The following is a 14812-nucleotide window of genomic DNA, read 5'->3' on the forward strand; positions in this document are numbered from 1 at the left end:
ATGGATTTGCGAAAAATCAAAAAGCTGATTGAGCTGGTGCAGGAGTCGGGCATCAATGAGCTGGAAGTAAAAGAAGGCGAAGAGTCGGTACGCATCATCCGCCATGGCAATCTGCCACCGCAGACGGTGACAACTGAGACAAGCCCCAAAGCAACCAGCTCAGCTCAGGCCCGTGAATCAGGCCACAGAGTGCTCTCTCCCATGGTGGGCACCTTTTACCGCGCCCCCAGCCCCGAGGCTCGCCCCTTTGTGGAGCTGGGCACAGAGGTGGCCGTGGGCGATACTCTCGCGGTGATTGAAGCCATGAAAATGATGAACCAAATTGCCGCCGACCGCGCCGGGATTGTGAAAGCGATTCTGGTAGAAAACGGCACGGCCGTGGAATTCGACCAGCCCCTGTTTGTGATTGGTGATGCCGACTGAGGCCCGCTTTAAACGGGTGCTGGTGGCCAATCGCGGTGAAATCGCGGTGCGGATTATCCGTGCCTGCCATCAGCTGGGGCTGGAAACCGTTGCCATCTATTCCAGCGCCGACAAGGGCGCGCTGCACACCCTGCTGGCAACCCACAGCCTCTGCATAGGCCCGGCGGCGGCCAAACACAGCTACCTCAATATCAACGCCCTATTGGAAGCCGCCAAACTCACGGCCGCCGACGCCATACACCCGGGGTACGGCTTTTTGGCCGAGCGGGCCGAGTTTGCCCGTGCAGTCACAGAGGCGGGCCTGGTGTTTCTGGGGCCTGACGCCGACACCATCGCCACCATGGGCGATAAGGTCAGTGCCATCAAGGCCATGAAGGCTGTGGGCATTCCTACTCTGCCGGGCTCAGATGGGGCGCTGAATCAAGACATGGCCGCTATTGAGGCCCTCACCGCCGACATAGGTTATCCGTTGCTTATCAAGGCCAGTGCCGGTGGCGGTGGCAGGGGAATGCGCCGGGTCGACTCGGCAGAAGAGCTGGCTGCATCCATCGCCCTTACCCGCAGCGAAGCTCAGGCGGCCTTTGGCGACGACACCCTGTATCTGGAAAAATTTCTTACCCATCCTCGCCATATTGAATTTCAGATGCTGGCCGATGGCGAAGCTGCGCTGTGTCTTGGCGAGCGGGACTGCTCGGCCCAGCGCCGTCATCAAAAGCTGATTGAAGAAGCGCCTGCCCCCGGTATCGACCGAGACCTTATCGAATCAATGATGCGCCGCTGCGAACAGGCCTGTCGCAGCCTCAACTACCGTGGCCTCGGTACCTTTGAGTTTTTGTATCAGGACGGGGCATTTTTCTTTATCGAAATGAACACCCGCATTCAGGTGGAGCATACAGTCACCGAGATGGTCACCGGGCTGGATCTCATTGCCTGGCAGCTGAAAGTAGCCCTCGGCCAGCCGCTGCCGCCAACGCCACAGGTACAGGGCCATGCCATAGAGTGTCGCATCAATGCCGAAGACCCCTACAGCCAGTTGCCTTCACCTGGGGTGATAACCCAGCTCAGGGTACCAGGCGGCCCAGGGGTTCGGTGGGACTCCTACCTCTTCCCCGGGGCAAGGGTGCCTGCCTTTTACGACTCGCTGATTGGCAAACTCATCTGCCACGGAGCCACCCGCGAAGAGGCCATGGCGCGCCTGCATCAGGCACTGACAGAGCTTGAGATTCAGGGGATCGCCATCAATAAATCCCTGCACCTGCAACTCATTGCATGTGACGCATTCCAGCCCTGGCAGCGTGACATTCATTTTGTTGATGCACTCTCAGCGCCAGGTATCGGGCAGGCGCACCTGTGACCACAGCTGCTCACTGAGCAGATCGCCCCTGTGCCATTCTCCCTGCTCAATCCATTGCACCAGGGCGTCGCCCACGGCGGGGTAACGCACCGGCTCAGGGCTGGCTGACTTAAGCCAGGAGCGCATGGCATCGCGGCTCAAGTGCATCATGCTGTGGGCTGCCCCCAAAAGCTGTAATGCCGCCACATTGGAAAGCTGCTCAAATTGCCCGATAAGCGGCTTTACCAGCAGTTTTTTCCCCAATGTCAGTGCCTCACTGGCAAGCTCAAATCCCGCGTTGGCCACCACACCACCGGCCTCGGCCAGATGACGGCGAAACCCCTCGCGGCAGAAGCCGTGCCACTGTATGTGCTCGGGCACAGGGCCGTTGGGAGACTGGGCGTGATACACCAAAAACCGATAGTTATCGAAGGGGCGCAGGAAGTCGATGATATCGCCCGGAGCCTCGAAGGGCAGGTACACAAGGATATCGTGACCATGCTCTTCACTGACTTCCCCCACATCCACAAAGGGCGGCAGCAGCGGGAAACCGAAATGATGCCAGTGGCAGCCAAGCGCCACATCCACGGGGGCAAAATATTCCAGCAAACGTTCGTTAAACCAGGTGTTGCCCACCTTGGGTACATCAAAGCGCAGCGCCGCCTGATGGCTGATGCCAATACAGGGCACCTTTTGCCGCCGGGCTGCCCAGGCGCTCACGGGCTCAAAATCGTTGAGCACCAGATCGTAAGATGAGAGGTCCAGGCCGCGAATATCCTGCCACCAGCGGCAGCTGAGATTATGGCGCACCGTGTCCACCGAGCTGATGCGTCCCGCCTTGCTGACAAAGGTCAGCCCGGTGGCAACCCGGTAGTCACCGAAGATGTCCATATCAAAAAACTGCGATTTGGGTCTGCCGCTGAACAGGTAATCAACCTCGGCGCCGCGCTCGGCAAGGGCTTTGGCCATCACCCTTGCCCGGCTCAAGTGGCCATTACCCGTCCCCTGCACTCCGTACAGTATTTTCATGATTTCAATGACATCCTTATCAAATGAATTCGTTTACCCAGACCACAGACAGGCTGCCAAGGGCAGCCCCGGCCAGAATATCCATGGGGTAATGGACCCCCAGCGCCACCCGGGACAGGCCTATCAGGCACGCCCAGAGATACAGGGGCAATATGGCGACGGGATAGACAGTGCCGACGGCGCCGGCCATCACGAAGGCTGCGGCCGTGTGACCGGACGGCAGACTGAATTTATCCGAGGGTTCAAAACTGCAACCCAGACCTATGGCACTGTGGCATGGGCGGGTACGGCGGATACTGTTTTTCAGCAGCAGGTACAGGGGCAGTTCCAGCAAAAACGCAATCAGCGCCAGGCGGAACAGCTCTTCTCCCCGGCTGTCGAACAGCATCAGGGCCACGCAAAGGTAGAGATAGAGGGGACCATCGCCGGAAGCTGAGACCAGCATGGCCGGTTTGTTCAACCCGTGCTCTCGGGCACGCTCGACGATGAGGAGATAACTGCGTCTGTCAAACTCGGCAAGGTGTGCCAGCATCCGGCCTCCACAGGACTTATCCAGGATGTCTTGAATGCTAGCTGGGATGCGTGACGGGCAGGTGACACCCACCCGACACTTTTATGACATTCGCCGGGGCGAAACTCAGGCTACAACAGGCTTTTGCGTCTTGGCGCGGTAGATCTTGAAGAGATGGTAAATGTTGATACAGGCAACGAAAGCGTTCATGCCCGCCACAGGCCAGGCCGTGATGGCAACACCGTAGGCAACAAACAGGCTGCAGCCGACGAAGTTCAGCCATCTGAGCCAGATAATATCTTTCATCATCAGCGAGATAGCAACCATCACCGAGGCCATGTAGCCAACGATTTCAGTCATGTTCAAAGCTTCCATAAAGGCACCTCGATATAAGGCCCTCTGCCTTCCCTGAGCTTACTGGGGGGTCCGTGCCCCTAAAGCGATTTGTTAATTGAAACTGGAATGGGACTGGTGACTATAGTAACAAAAGCCACCACAGAGCTGTAATAAAAAACCGTTATATGATGACAGAAGTCAAAATTTTGCGCTATTGGGTTTAGATATGACGAAATTAAACTACATTACCAGCTATGGGGCCAAGCTCGCCAATACCGTGATTGATAACACTTTTCTTTTCAAGATTCCCTTATATACTGGCCTAAGTTCAGTGTAGAGCAGCCTAACCGCCTGATTTGGGCCGAAACAGGAGATGACTATGGAATACAACACCTCAGAATTATGTGACATGTTTCTGGACGTCGTGGATGTGGTAGAGCCCATGTTCAGTAATTACGGTGGTGTTAGCTCATTCGGTGGCGCCATCAGCACAGTCAAGTGTTTCGAAGACAATGGGCTGATTGCCGATGTGTTGGCCGAAGATGGGGAAGGACGAGTCTTGCTGGTCGATGGCGGTGGCTCCCTGCGCCGCGCCCTGATTGATGCCGCAGTGGCGGAAATTGGCGTCAACAACGGCTGGGAAGGCATTATCGTCTACGGCAGCGTGCGCGATGTGGATGCCCTGGAAGAGCTGGATATCGGTATTCAGGCGCTGGCATCCATCCCTGTGGGAGCCGACAACAACGGCATTGGCGAGCTCGATGTACCTTGCAATTTCGGCGGCGTATCCTTCCTACCCGGCGACCACATTTATGCCGACAGCACGGGCATTATTCTCTCTCCGGAGCCGCTGGATATCGAGTAATCCATATCTCTTCTGATCCAGCAAAAAGCCGGCCAATGGCCGGTTTTTTCATGCCTTAACCCCAGGTTATCCAAGGGAGCTCAACCCGGCAGCCGCTTTGACCGTTGCCTTTTTCGCGCCCTTTGCCACAATAACCTGCAAACAAGCCAAAGAATGTACCCCCTATGCAGCACCTTATCGTTTTTTCTGCCAAAGACATGACTCCCATCCTCGGTAAGCGCCCCGGCGAAACCCGTCTGGGTAACCACTTTTTGCTGCCCGAAGGCCCAACCCTTGCCGCCATCCTTGAGTCCGCCAAAACCCAGGGCGCCCGGTTTGTACTGCTGGGTGTGGGAGAAGATGCGGGCCCCCGCGCCAACCTTGGCCGTGGTGGTGCGACCAATGCCTTTGAGGCCATGCTCAAGTATCTGGTTAACCTGCAATCGAACCGCTTTTACCGGGGTGATGACTGCCTGCTGTTGGGCCAGTTGGACTTTGGCGATCTGCTGCCCGGGGAAGACGCCGATGTAGACGCCCTCAGAGCCGCCGTTGCCGCCATGGATGAGCGGGTTATCGAAGTGGCCAGTGCCATTATGGAAGCCGGGCTCGAGCCCATCGTCATAGGCGGAGGTCACAACAACGCCTTCGGCTTGCTGATGTCGGTGAAAAACGCCTTCGGCCGCCCGGCGGCTGCGGTGAACCTCGATCCACACTCCGACTTTAGGCTGAGAGAGGGTCGACACAGCGGCAACGGCTTTAGTTATGCTGCCGCCAGCGGTGCGCTGGATTTTTACCATGTACTGGGTCTGCATGAGCTGAAAAACAGCGAAGCCAATCTCGAGCAACTGGCCGCCTTCGGTGGCAGCTGGCATACCCTGCAACAAATATGGGTGCGCGGCGAACTGAGCCTCGATGACGCCCTGAAACAAATCGGCAAAAATCTGCGAGCAACCGGTCTGCCGGTGGCGCTGGAGCTGGACGTGGATGCCATCGCCAATATGCCATCGAGCGCCATGACCGCCGCCGGGGTGCCCCTGCTGGACGCCGCCAGGTACATCAGCCATATCGCCCGTCACTGCGATTGCGCCTATCTGCACCTCGCCGAGGCCGCTCCTTCCTGCCACGATAGCGGTGAAGATGCGGGTCTGCGTGAGACGGGGCAGAGTCTTACGGAGCTGGTTTACGCCTATATCCGCGGCCGTCACCTGGCGCTGGGGGCTTAAACGGGCCCCATCGGCAAGACGATTTCAGCGCTATTCATTAAATTCGCATATTGTGGTCTAATGCGCAGTCATTGCGCGTATGTCAAAACCCTACCGGGCTCACAAGCTTGACATCCAGTGGGCCACTGGATAGGCACTGGATCACAAAGCTGGTAGCTCAAGGATTCAGCTGAACTGCTGCTTTGGCGTACACTCGCGTTTAACAGTTTGGGAAACAATAGGAAAGAGCAGATGTCCGACGGCACATCAAATAGTACTCACTTTGGTTTCAAGACAGTCGAAGCCGATAAAAAGGCGGATCTGGTTGCCGGTGTATTTCACTCGGTTGCAGCCAAGTACGACATCATGAACGATGTGATGTCTTTCGGGATCCATCGCCTGTGGAAGCGATTCACCATCGAGACGGCGGGCGCCCGTCCCGGCATGAAGGTACTGGATCTGGCTGGCGGCACTGGCGATCTGACCGCCAAGTTTTCCCGATTGGTGGGTGACCGCGGCGAAGTGGTACTGGCCGACATCAACGACTCCATGCTGAAAGTAGGCCGCGCCAAGCTCAGGGATCTGGGTGTGGTGGGCAATGTCAGCTATGTGCAGGCCAACGCCGAGGCGCTGCCGTTTCCAGACAACCATTTCGACATCATTACCATTGCCTTTGGCCTGCGTAACGTGACCGACAAGGACGCCGCCCTGCGCTCCATGCAGCGGGTACTCAAGCCCGGCGGTAAACTGCTGGTGCTGGAATTTTCCAAACCCCAGCACGAAGTGATGCGTAAACTGTACGACCTCTACAGCTTCAAAATTCTGCCCAAAATGGGGGAGTTCATTGCCCAGGACGCTGGCAGCTACGAGTATCTGGCCGAATCCATCCGTATGCACCCGGATCAGGACACCCTCAAGGGCATGATGCAGGACGCCGGCCTCGAGCAGGTGGACTACATCAACATGACCGACGGCGTTGTTGCACTGCACCGGGGTTATAAGTTCTGATGTTAAAGCGGGAGCTGGCACTAATCCTTTGCGGCGCCGTGGAACTCGGCTTTGAAAAACTATTGGCGCAAACCGGTGTCAGCCCCAGGCAATACGGCCTCTATGGCAAACGTATCGCGATAACCCTGGCTGAACTGCCCTTCCCCCTGCACCTGATTTTCGATGACAGCGTTACCGTGCTCAGCCGGGATGAGGCCGAGGCCGATGTGTCGGTTAAAGCCTCTGTATCGGCGCTCTATGCCCTGAGCCAGGGCGAAAGTCTGAGCCTGCTTATCAAGAGCGATCGTCTCGATATTGACGGCGATTTGAACGTGCTTCAGGGTTTCAGTCGTCTGCTCAAAGAGCAGCAGTTTGATATGGGCGAACCCCTGTCGCGCTATATCGGCGATGGCCCAGCCCACATGCTGCAATCCGGTGGCCGCAAACTGGGCCAGGAGCTGCAACGGGTAGGCCACAAGACCCTCAGCCATCTGGCCCAGCTGTCTACCGAAGAGTATAAGCTCGCGCCTCATCGCATTGATTTTATTCACCTCAAGGACAACATTGACACTCTGGTTCAGGCGGTTGACGCCATGGAACACAGAGTCAATCAGTTAAGGGACCGCCTCACACCATGACCTTCGCCAGTCTTCGCCGTGGATATCAGGTGATTCGCACACTGCTCCACTATGGCCTGGATGACGTACTGCCTCCCACCCTGCTTCCCGGGTATTTCAAACTGCTGCGCCTGTGCCTGTTCTGGGTACGTAATCGCCACAAAGACAAGTGCGGTGGTGAGCGACTCAAGCTCGCCATGCAGGAACTCGGCCCCGTATACATCAAGTTTGGCCAGATGCTCTCCACCCGCCGCGATCTGCTGAGCGACGAATGGGCCGAAGAGCTGTCCATGTTGCAGGACAGGGTACCTGCCTTTGATTCTGCGCTGGCGCGCGAGGCCATTGAGGCCGAACTTAAGGCTCCCATCGACAGCCTGTTCGATGATTTCGATGATATCCCACTGGCGTCGGCGTCTATTTCTCAGGTGCATACCGCCACCCTCAAGTCCAATGGCCAGCAGGTCGTGCTCAAGGTACTGCGCCCCAATGTGGAAGCCAATATCAAGGCCGATTTGGAGCTGATGCTGCAGGTGGCTACCTGGGTCAATCGCTTGCTGGGCGAAGGCAATCGTCTGCGGCCGGTTGAGGTGGTGCAGGACTACCAGAACACCATTCTGGGCGAGCTGAACCTTAAGCTCGAAGCCCTCAACGCCATTAAGCTGAGAAACAATTTTCTCGACTCGGACGCCCTCTACATTCCCTATGTGTATGAAGAGCTGTGCCATCCCAGATTGATGGTGATGGAACGCATCGACGGCATCCCGGTGTCCGACATCGAAGCTCTCAATGCCCAGGGCACCAACCTGAAATTGCTGGCAGAACGTGGGGTGGAGTTGTTTTTCACTCAGGTGTTCCGCGATAACTTTTTCCATGCCGACATGCACCCCGGCAATATTTTTATCAGCCGCGAGCACCCGGAAAATCCATTCTACATAGGCCTGGACTGCGGCATCATGGGCAGCCTGAATGAAGAAGATAAACGCTATCTGGCGGAAAACTTCCTCGCCTTTTTCAACCGGGATTACCACCGCATCGCCCAGTTGTACGTGGAGTCGGGTTGGGTATCGGCCGATACCGACATTCTGGCATTCGAGCAGGCCGTGAAGCTGGTGTGCGAGCCCATGTTCAACAAGCCGCTGAATGAAATCTCCTTTGGCCATGTGCTGCTGGAGCTGTTTCGCACCGCAAGGCGCTTCGATATCGTGGTGCAGCCACAACTGGTGCTGCTGGAAAAAACCCTGCTGTATATCGAAGGTCTGGGGCGTCAGCTCTATCCCCAGTTGGATTTGTGGCAAACTGCCAAGCCCTTTTTGGAGCGCTGGATGGCAGAACAGGTCGGACCCAAAGCGATATTCAAAAAAGTGCAAACAAATTTGCCCTTCTGGTCTGATAAACTCCCGGAGTTTCCGGAGCTTATTTATGACAATCTCAAGCTTGGCCGCAAGCTTCTGGGCAGTCAGCAACAGATGCTCGACAGGTATCTCAAGTATCAGCAAAAGGCGCACAAGAGTAACTTCCTGCTTATCACCTCTGCTGTTTTGTTGATCTGTGGCACTATTTTGTTTGCCCAAACAGATACACTGTGGCTCGCATCAGCTTGTCTTGGTTCCGGCGCATTGGTTTGGGGAGCCGGATGGCGATCCAGACCAAAGAATCGCAAATTTTAGCTAGCACTAAATAATCACAGGTTCATAATAGAATCACTTAATTTTGTAGAGAGGAATCCTTCATGGGTGGTATCAGTATTTGGCAATTGCTCATCATCGCACTTATCGTGGTTCTGCTGTTTGGCACCAAGAAGTTGCGTTCTCTGGGTGGCGACCTCGGTGGCGCTATCAAGGGATTCAAAAACGCCATGTCTGATGAAGAAAAAAAGGCATTGGAAGATAAAGAAGCCTCTGCTCAAACCACACAACAGGCAACTGAAAAGAAGCCTGAGGCCGACAAAAAAGAACAGGCGTAATTCCTTATGTTTGACGGTATCGGCTTTATGGAGCTTCTGCTCATCGCCATCATAGGTTTGGTGGTGCTTGGGCCGGAGAGATTACCTGTTGCAGTGCGTACCGTGTCCGGCTGGATCCGGGCCATGAAACGCATGGCCAACTCAGTTAAAGACGAACTGGAACAGGAATTGAAGATTGAGCAGTTACATGCCGATCTGAAAAAGGCCGAAAGCAAGGGGCTTTCCAATCTGTCGCCAGAGCTGCAGGAATCCATTGACCAGCTCAAGCAGGCCGCACAGGAGGTTAACCGCCCCTATCAGGTCAGCGAGCCAACTCCAGAAACACCGGCAGCGACCGAAACGACCAAAGATCCAGGCGTCGAGCCCCCTAAAGCCAACGGGTAATTCATGTCGTCACATCAACAACCTCTGATCAGCCACCTGCTTGAGCTGCGCACCATACTGCTCAAGTGTATTGCCGGTGTCATGCTGGTGTTTGTCGGTTTGGTCTACTGGGCCAACGATATTTACCACTATATGGCCATCCCCCTGATGCAGGCACTGCCAGAAAGCTCCAGCATGATTGCCACAGACGTGGCCGCGCCCTTCTTTGCGCCCTTCAAGCTGACCATGGTGCTGTCATTTTTCATTGCCGTGCCCTACGTGCTTTATCAAATCTGGTCATTTGTGGCTCCGGGGCTGTACAAGCATGAAAAACGTCTGGTTGTCCCCCTGCTCGTAAGCAGTACCTTGCTGTTTTATCTGGGGATTGCCTTTGCGTACTTCGTGGTATTCCCCGTGGTGTTCGGCTTCTTTACCAGCGTGGCGCCCGAAGGGGTGACGGTGGCAACCGACATCAGCAGTTACCTGAATTTTATTCTGAAACTCTTTTTTGCCTTTGGCTTGTCGTTTGAAATTCCCATCGCCGTAGTACTGCTGTGCTGGGCAGGGGTGACCAGTGTGGAAGACCTCAAGGCAAAACGACCCTATATTGTGGTTTCAGCCTTTATTATCGGGATGTTGCTGACGCCGCCTGACGTGATTTCTCAGACCATGCTGGCCGTTCCCATGCTGTTGCTGTTTGAAGGCGGATTGCTTGCTGCCCGCTTTTACAGTAAAAAGAGCGAAGACGAACAAGAAGAACAAACACACGCCGACTGAAACCAGTGGCTTGTGACCGTGTTTTATCGGCCTGTCCCGTCTGGGTTAGGCCGATTTTGTTATTAATGCCAAGGTAGAAATACAAGGAAAACTTATGCGCAGCTTATGGCTATTGGCCCTCGGCCTGACTTCTCTCTCTGCATCCGCTTCTGTTGAACAAGGTCTGGCCCAGTGTGCTGCGGTTCAGGATAAACTCGACCGTCTTATCTGTTACGACAAACTGGCCGCAAGCGTTGCCAATCAGCCCGTAGCCGCCACAGTTGCCCAGCCCCAGGCCGCGGCACCTGTTGCAGCCGTGGCCGCCCCTGTACCTGTCGCCCCCGCTCCTGTGAGCGCTGCACCTGTTGCCCCTGTATCTCAAGCCGCGCCAACCGTGGAAGAAAGTTTCGGTAAGGTGAAAAAGACCGAAGCAGAGCCAGAGCGCATTGAGTTGGTGATTTCCGCGGTGGACACAGACGCCTACAACAACCTCAAGATAAGCTTTACCAACGGCCAGGTGTGGAAACAAACCGACGGCCGCAAGTTCAAGCTGAAAAGCGGCGAGAGTGTTTATATCGAAAAAGGTGCCCTGGGTGCATTCTATCTGGGTCTCGATAGCCGCAATACGACCATCAGGGTAAAGCGCCTTAAGTAACCATTTTAGTGACTAAGCCCCGTTACCTGGACATTGCCGTTAACCTGATTGGCAGTGCCCTCGAATCCGATATTGAGGCGGTAATCGCCGGCGCCGATGCCGCCGGTGTGTCGCCACTTATCGTCATTGGCAGTAGCCTCGAAGAAAGCGAGGCGGTTTTGGCCGCCTGTCAGCGTTTCCCCGGCAAGCTGTATGGCACCGCCGGGGTACATCCCCATCATGCTTCCAGCTGGCATCAGCACAGCCCGGCACTGCAGCGCCGTCTGTGCGGTGACAGCGCCATAGTCGCCGTGGGTGAGTGTGGCCTCGACTATAACCGCGATTTTTCTCCCCGCCCCAAACAGCGGGAAGCCTTTGCGGCTCAGCTGGCACTGGCCTGTGAATTGGGAAAGCCGGTCTTAATGCACGAGCGCGATGCCCACGATGACTTTATCGCCATTGTGAGGGAGCATCGCAGCAAGCTCGGCGGCGCCCTGCTGCACTGCTTTACCGGCACGGCCGAGCAGATGGAAGCCTACATAGACCTTGGACTGCACCTGGGTATCACAGGCTGGGTTTGTGATGAGCGCCGCGGTCAGGAATTGGCCGCGCTGGTGAAAGATATTCCCATAGAACGCCTGCTGATTGAGACCGACAGCCCCTATCTGCTGCCAAGGTCCATGCGGCCCAAGCCCAAGTCAGGTAAAAATCTGCCGCAATACTTACCCTATATCGCCAACGAGATAGCCCGTCTTCGAGGGGAGGAGCCGGACGACTTTGCCCGGCAGGTATACCACAACAGCCTGACATTCTTTGGTTTGGACAGCGCCCATGGGTAGACTCCTGCTGCTGTTACTCGCCCTGGGATATAGTCTGCTGGCACAGGCCGGCGCCCCTGCTTTGGTATACACCGAAGAGTCGAGTGAAGTGATAGACCTCACCCCATGGGTGAGCGAGTTTCAGGCCAGCGAACTTATTGATTACCGAGAACTTCCGCCCCAGAATGACCCACGCTGGCACCAACTTCCCAAGCAGGGCACCCATGGCTTGGGGGCGCAGAATCGCTGGTTCAGGATAGACATTGATGTCAGAACCCATCCGGGCAGCCGGGTGCTCAGTATCAATAACCCGCTTCTGGATAACTTGCGACTCTATCATCTGGTCAATGGCAACCTGATGGCCGAACACCATTTTGGTGACAGTCTGCCTTTTAATGAACGCCTGCTGCAGAGCACCCAATTCCTTTATCCAGTGCAGCTGAGGCCATGGGAACATCACACCCTGCTGCTTAGAGTCGATACCGAAGGTAGCAGCCATGTCCCCCTGACACTCATGACGCCCGGCCATCTGAGCCAGATGCTCGAAAGCCGCAATCTGCTCCAGGGATTCCAGCTTGGCATCCTGACCGCCATCGGTCTGTTCAGTTTATTCGTGGCACTGGCCTCTGGCTCCTTCAGCTACAGCTATTACGCCGCCTACGTGCTGTCCATGACCCTTCTGGTTGCCTCCTTGCAAGGCGTCGCATTCCGCTACCTTTGGCCACAGTTGCCTGCCATGCAAGCCTGGGTTATCCCCTTCCTGCTGCCCCTGGTGATGTGTTTTGCGCTGATGTTTGCCGAAAAGGTGCTGCAACTTAAATACCTGAACATCAGAATGCTGCGCATTTGCCGTTTCAGCGCCGCCTTCAGTCTGTTTTTGGCACTGCTATCACCCTTTGTCAGCTATAGCCTCGCGATGTATTGCGACCTGGTTGCCCTGCTGGGTATTGCCGTGGTACTGCTCGCCTTCGCCCTGGTGCAGGCCATGCGGGGACAAAAACTCGCCCGCCTCTATTTCCTGGGTTGGATAGTGTTTCTGGCCAGCGTGATTGTCACCAGCCTGATTTACCTTGGTGCCATCGAAACCTCACTGGAACCACTCAGCCCGGCCATGGCGGGCGTCACCTTTGAAATTGTGTTTATGTCGCTGGTGCTGGCCATTCGCTACAGTGACGAGCGCAAAGCCAAACACCGTATTCAACAGGAAGCACTCGAACAGGCCAAGCGTATCCGCGAGGCGCGGGAAGAAGCCCTCAAGGCCGAAGCCGAGTCCAACGAGCGCCTGGAAGAGATGGTGCAGGAGCGCACCCTGGAGCTGGAAATCGCCCTGCGTGAGCTTAACGAGGTGAACCAAAAACTCACCGAACAAACCACCATCGACAGCCTCACCGGTGTGAAAAACCGCGCGGCATTCAATAAGCGCTTACAAGCCGAAGGACGCATTAGCCGTCGTCAGCAAACTCCCATGGCGCTGCTGATGTTGGACATAGATCATTTCAAGAATATCAATGACAAATATGGCCACCTCGCCGGTGACCACACCCTGAAAACCATCGCCGATACTCTGAGTGCGCAGCTAAGGCGCCCAACGGATCTCGTGTCACGTTTTGGGGGCGAGGAGTTTGCTATCATACTGCCATCCACCGATGCCGAAGGCGCTATGGCCGTCGCCGAGCATATCCGCGAAGCGGTAGAAGCGCTTATCATCGAGTGGGAGCAATTGAAGATCCCGCTGACCGTGAGCATAGGTGTCAGCAGCAGTATTATTGAGAGTGACGAGCATCCGCTGCAGCTGCTTGAGCAGGCGGACAAGGCGCTCTATCAGGCCAAAAACGACGGCCGCAACAGGGTGGGCCTTTTTCAGGACATGCCCGTTCCCCATTCATAGCCCAGGAGACGATAGTGAACATCATCACCAGTGCCTTCCCACAACGCAGAATGCGCCGTATGCGCAAACACGAGTTCAGCCGTCGCCTGATGGCCGAAAATACCTTGACGGTCAACGACCTGATTTATCCCATGTTTGTGCTCGAAGGTAACCACCGCACAGAGCAAGTGGCCTCCATGCCCGGCATCGAGCGCTACAGTATCGATCTGCTGCTCAAAGAAGCTGAAGAACTGGTCAAACTGGGTATTCCGCTGATTGCCCTCTTCCCCGTGACGCCGGCGGAAAAGAAAACCCTGCTGGCGGAAGAAGCCTACAACCCCGATGGTTTGGCGCAGCGCGCCGTGCGTGCCCTCAAGCGTGAGTTTCCCCAGCTGGGTGTGATGACCGACGTGGCCCTGGACCCTTTCACTACCCACGGTCAGGACGGCATCATCGATGACACAGGCTATATCGTCAACGATATCACCACCGACATTCTGGTGAAGCAGGCCCTGTCCCATGCCGAAGCCGGTGCCGACATTGTGGCGCCATCAGACATGATGGACGGCCGCATTGGTGCTATCCGCAATGCGCTGGAAGCTGCTGGCCATGTGAATACCCAAATCATGGCCTACTCGGCCAAGTATTCGTCAAACTACTATGGCCCCTTCCGTGACGCCGTCGGCTCTGCGGGTAACCTCAAGGGTGGCAACAAACACAGCTACCAGATGGACCCGGCCAACAGCGATGAAGCCCTCCATGAAGTGGCGCTGGACATCCAGGAAGGTGCCGATATGGTGATGGTGAAGCCCGGCATGCCCTATCTGGATATAGTGCACAGGGTGAAAACCGAACTGGCCGTGCCCACTTTCGCCTATCAGGTCAGCGGTGAGTACGCCATGCACATGGCGGCCATTCAAAACGGCTGGCTGGCCGAAAAAGCCATAGTGATGGAGTCACTGCTTTGCTTTAAGCGCGCCGGTGCCGATGGCATTCTGACTTACTTTGCCAAGCGTGCCGCCCAGTGGCTTAACGAGCAGAAGTAAGCACTTGTCTCAGGCCAAAGCCACCCAGCGGGTGGCTTTTTTGTTTTCGGCGCAAAAGGTGATCCAGCCCAAAACCTGACATC

At 55.9% G+C, this 14812-nt stretch carries 17 protein-coding genes; 14 read left to right on the plus strand and 3 right to left on the minus strand.

Annotated elements, in window-relative coordinates:
- Both accB and K0H79_RS16630 read left to right on the plus strand, forming a co-directional pair.
- The gene (accB, locus tag K0H79_RS16625; protein ID WP_220078191.1) at positions 1–423 is read left to right on the plus strand and encodes an acetyl-CoA carboxylase biotin carboxyl carrier protein; all 423 of its coding nucleotides are present in this window, start codon (positions 1–3) and stop codon (positions 421–423) included.
- Entirely contained in the window at positions 413–1777 is a 1365-nt protein-coding gene (locus K0H79_RS16630; RefSeq protein ID WP_220076549.1) for an acetyl/propionyl/methylcrotonyl-CoA carboxylase subunit alpha, read from the plus strand. Before accB ends, K0H79_RS16630 begins: the two co-directional genes overlap by 11 nt.
- On the opposite strand, the gene K0H79_RS16635 is transcribed toward K0H79_RS16630, so the two are convergent.
- From K0H79_RS16635 to K0H79_RS16645, 3 genes are all read right to left on the minus strand, one after another.
- Complete coding sequence (locus K0H79_RS16635; protein WP_220076550.1) at positions 1745–2785, minus strand: MJ1255/VC2487 family glycosyltransferase; 1041 nt, start codon at positions 2783–2785, stop codon at positions 1745–1747. The genes K0H79_RS16630 and K0H79_RS16635 overlap by 33 nt on opposite strands.
- Before the next feature lie 19 nt (positions 2786–2804).
- Complete coding sequence (locus K0H79_RS16640; RefSeq protein WP_220076551.1) at positions 2805–3317, minus strand: phosphatase PAP2 family protein; 513 nt, start codon at positions 3315–3317, stop codon at positions 2805–2807.
- A gap of 105 nt (positions 3318–3422) precedes the next feature.
- Positions 3423–3671 (minus strand): YgjV family protein, encoded by a 249-nt coding sequence (locus K0H79_RS16645; RefSeq protein WP_203325083.1) that lies wholly within the window; start codon positions 3669–3671, stop codon positions 3423–3425.
- 340 nt (positions 3672–4011) lie between these two features.
- Here K0H79_RS16645 and rraA point away from each other — a divergent pair, with 340 nt between their 5' ends.
- From rraA to hemB, 12 genes are all read left to right on the plus strand, one after another.
- On the plus strand, positions 4012–4497 hold the full coding sequence (gene rraA / locus K0H79_RS16650; protein ID WP_011761307.1) for a ribonuclease E activity regulator RraA: 486 nt from the start codon (positions 4012–4014) through the stop codon (positions 4495–4497).
- Between the two features lie 164 nt (positions 4498–4661).
- On the plus strand, positions 4662–5699 hold the full coding sequence (locus K0H79_RS16655) for a formimidoylglutamase (RefSeq protein ID WP_220065781.1): 1038 nt from the start codon (positions 4662–4664) through the stop codon (positions 5697–5699).
- A 231-nt stretch (positions 5700–5930) separates the two neighbouring features.
- Positions 5931–6686 (plus strand): bifunctional demethylmenaquinone methyltransferase/2-methoxy-6-polyprenyl-1,4-benzoquinol methylase UbiE, encoded by a 756-nt coding sequence (gene ubiE / locus K0H79_RS16660; RefSeq protein ID WP_011761309.1) that lies wholly within the window; start codon positions 5931–5933, stop codon positions 6684–6686.
- Positions 6686–7303: an SCP2 domain-containing protein gene (locus K0H79_RS16665; RefSeq protein ID WP_220065782.1), complete on the plus strand. Its 618-nt coding sequence runs from the start codon at positions 6686–6688 to the stop codon at positions 7301–7303. The genes ubiE and K0H79_RS16665 overlap by 1 nt, the downstream gene beginning before the upstream one ends.
- Positions 7300–8949, plus strand: coding sequence for a ubiquinone biosynthesis regulatory protein kinase UbiB (gene ubiB, locus K0H79_RS16670; RefSeq protein ID WP_220076552.1), 1650 nt, complete (start codon positions 7300–7302; stop codon positions 8947–8949). Before K0H79_RS16665 ends, ubiB begins: the two co-directional genes overlap by 4 nt.
- A gap of 62 nt (positions 8950–9011) precedes the next feature.
- Positions 9012–9245, plus strand: coding sequence for a Sec-independent protein translocase subunit TatA (tatA, locus tag K0H79_RS16675; RefSeq protein WP_203325089.1), 234 nt, complete (start codon positions 9012–9014; stop codon positions 9243–9245).
- A 6-nt stretch (positions 9246–9251) separates the two neighbouring features.
- Positions 9252–9629: a Sec-independent protein translocase protein TatB gene (tatB, locus tag K0H79_RS16680; RefSeq protein ID WP_220065784.1), complete on the plus strand. Its 378-nt coding sequence runs from the start codon at positions 9252–9254 to the stop codon at positions 9627–9629.
- Between the two features lie 3 nt (positions 9630–9632).
- Complete coding sequence (gene tatC, locus K0H79_RS16685; RefSeq protein WP_220065785.1) at positions 9633–10385, plus strand: twin-arginine translocase subunit TatC; 753 nt, start codon at positions 9633–9635, stop codon at positions 10383–10385.
- A 94-nt stretch (positions 10386–10479) separates the two neighbouring features.
- Complete coding sequence (locus K0H79_RS16690) at positions 10480–11019, plus strand: hypothetical protein (protein ID WP_220076553.1); 540 nt, start codon at positions 10480–10482, stop codon at positions 11017–11019.
- Positions 11020–11027: 8 nt separating this feature from the next.
- Positions 11028–11837: a TatD family hydrolase gene (locus tag K0H79_RS16695; protein WP_220076554.1), complete on the plus strand. Its 810-nt coding sequence runs from the start codon at positions 11028–11030 to the stop codon at positions 11835–11837.
- Positions 11830–13704 (plus strand): diguanylate cyclase, encoded by a 1875-nt coding sequence (locus tag K0H79_RS16700; RefSeq protein ID WP_220076555.1) that lies wholly within the window; start codon positions 11830–11832, stop codon positions 13702–13704. The genes K0H79_RS16695 and K0H79_RS16700 overlap by 8 nt, the downstream gene beginning before the upstream one ends.
- Positions 13705–13718: 14 nt before the next feature.
- Positions 13719–14729, plus strand: a complete 1011-nt coding sequence (gene hemB, locus K0H79_RS16705; protein WP_011761318.1) for a porphobilinogen synthase — start codon at positions 13719–13721, stop codon at positions 14727–14729.
- Positions 14730–14812 lie beyond the last annotated feature (83 nt).

This window comes from Shewanella sp. FJAT-52076 (assembly GCF_019457455.1).
Lineage (GTDB): Bacteria > Pseudomonadota > Gammaproteobacteria > Enterobacterales > Shewanellaceae > Shewanella > Shewanella zhangzhouensis.

Excerpts from the sequence above, each read along its gene's own strand:
- accB (WP_220078191.1), top strand. The coding sequence starts at position 1 with ATGGATTTGCGAAAAATCAAAAAGCTGATTGAGCTGGTGCAGGAGTCG.
- K0H79_RS16630 (WP_220076549.1), top strand. The coding sequence starts at position 413 with ATGCCGACTGAGGCCCGCTTTAAACGGGTGCTGGTGGCCAATCGCGGT.
- K0H79_RS16635 (WP_220076550.1), bottom strand. The coding sequence starts at position 2,785 with ATGAAAATACTGTACGGAGTGCAGGGGACGGGTAATGGCCACTTGAGC.
- K0H79_RS16640 (WP_220076551.1), bottom strand. The coding sequence starts at position 3,317 with ATGCTGGCACACCTTGCCGAGTTTGACAGACGCAGTTATCTCCTCATC.
- K0H79_RS16645 (WP_203325083.1), bottom strand. The coding sequence starts at position 3,671 with ATGGAAGCTTTGAACATGACTGAAATCGTTGGCTACATGGCCTCGGTG.
- rraA (WP_011761307.1), top strand. The coding sequence starts at position 4,012 with ATGGAATACAACACCTCAGAATTATGTGACATGTTTCTGGACGTCGTG.
- K0H79_RS16655 (WP_220065781.1), top strand. The coding sequence starts at position 4,662 with ATGCAGCACCTTATCGTTTTTTCTGCCAAAGACATGACTCCCATCCTC.
- ubiE (WP_011761309.1), top strand. The coding sequence starts at position 5,931 with ATGTCCGACGGCACATCAAATAGTACTCACTTTGGTTTCAAGACAGTC.
- K0H79_RS16665 (WP_220065782.1), top strand. The coding sequence starts at position 6,686 with ATGTTAAAGCGGGAGCTGGCACTAATCCTTTGCGGCGCCGTGGAACTC.
- ubiB (WP_220076552.1), top strand. The coding sequence starts at position 7,300 with ATGACCTTCGCCAGTCTTCGCCGTGGATATCAGGTGATTCGCACACTG.
- tatA (WP_203325089.1), top strand. The coding sequence starts at position 9,012 with ATGGGTGGTATCAGTATTTGGCAATTGCTCATCATCGCACTTATCGTG.
- tatB (WP_220065784.1), top strand. The coding sequence starts at position 9,252 with ATGTTTGACGGTATCGGCTTTATGGAGCTTCTGCTCATCGCCATCATA.
- tatC (WP_220065785.1), top strand. The coding sequence starts at position 9,633 with ATGTCGTCACATCAACAACCTCTGATCAGCCACCTGCTTGAGCTGCGC.
- K0H79_RS16690 (WP_220076553.1), top strand. The coding sequence starts at position 10,480 with ATGCGCAGCTTATGGCTATTGGCCCTCGGCCTGACTTCTCTCTCTGCA.
- K0H79_RS16700 (WP_220076555.1), top strand. The coding sequence starts at position 11,830 with ATGGGTAGACTCCTGCTGCTGTTACTCGCCCTGGGATATAGTCTGCTG.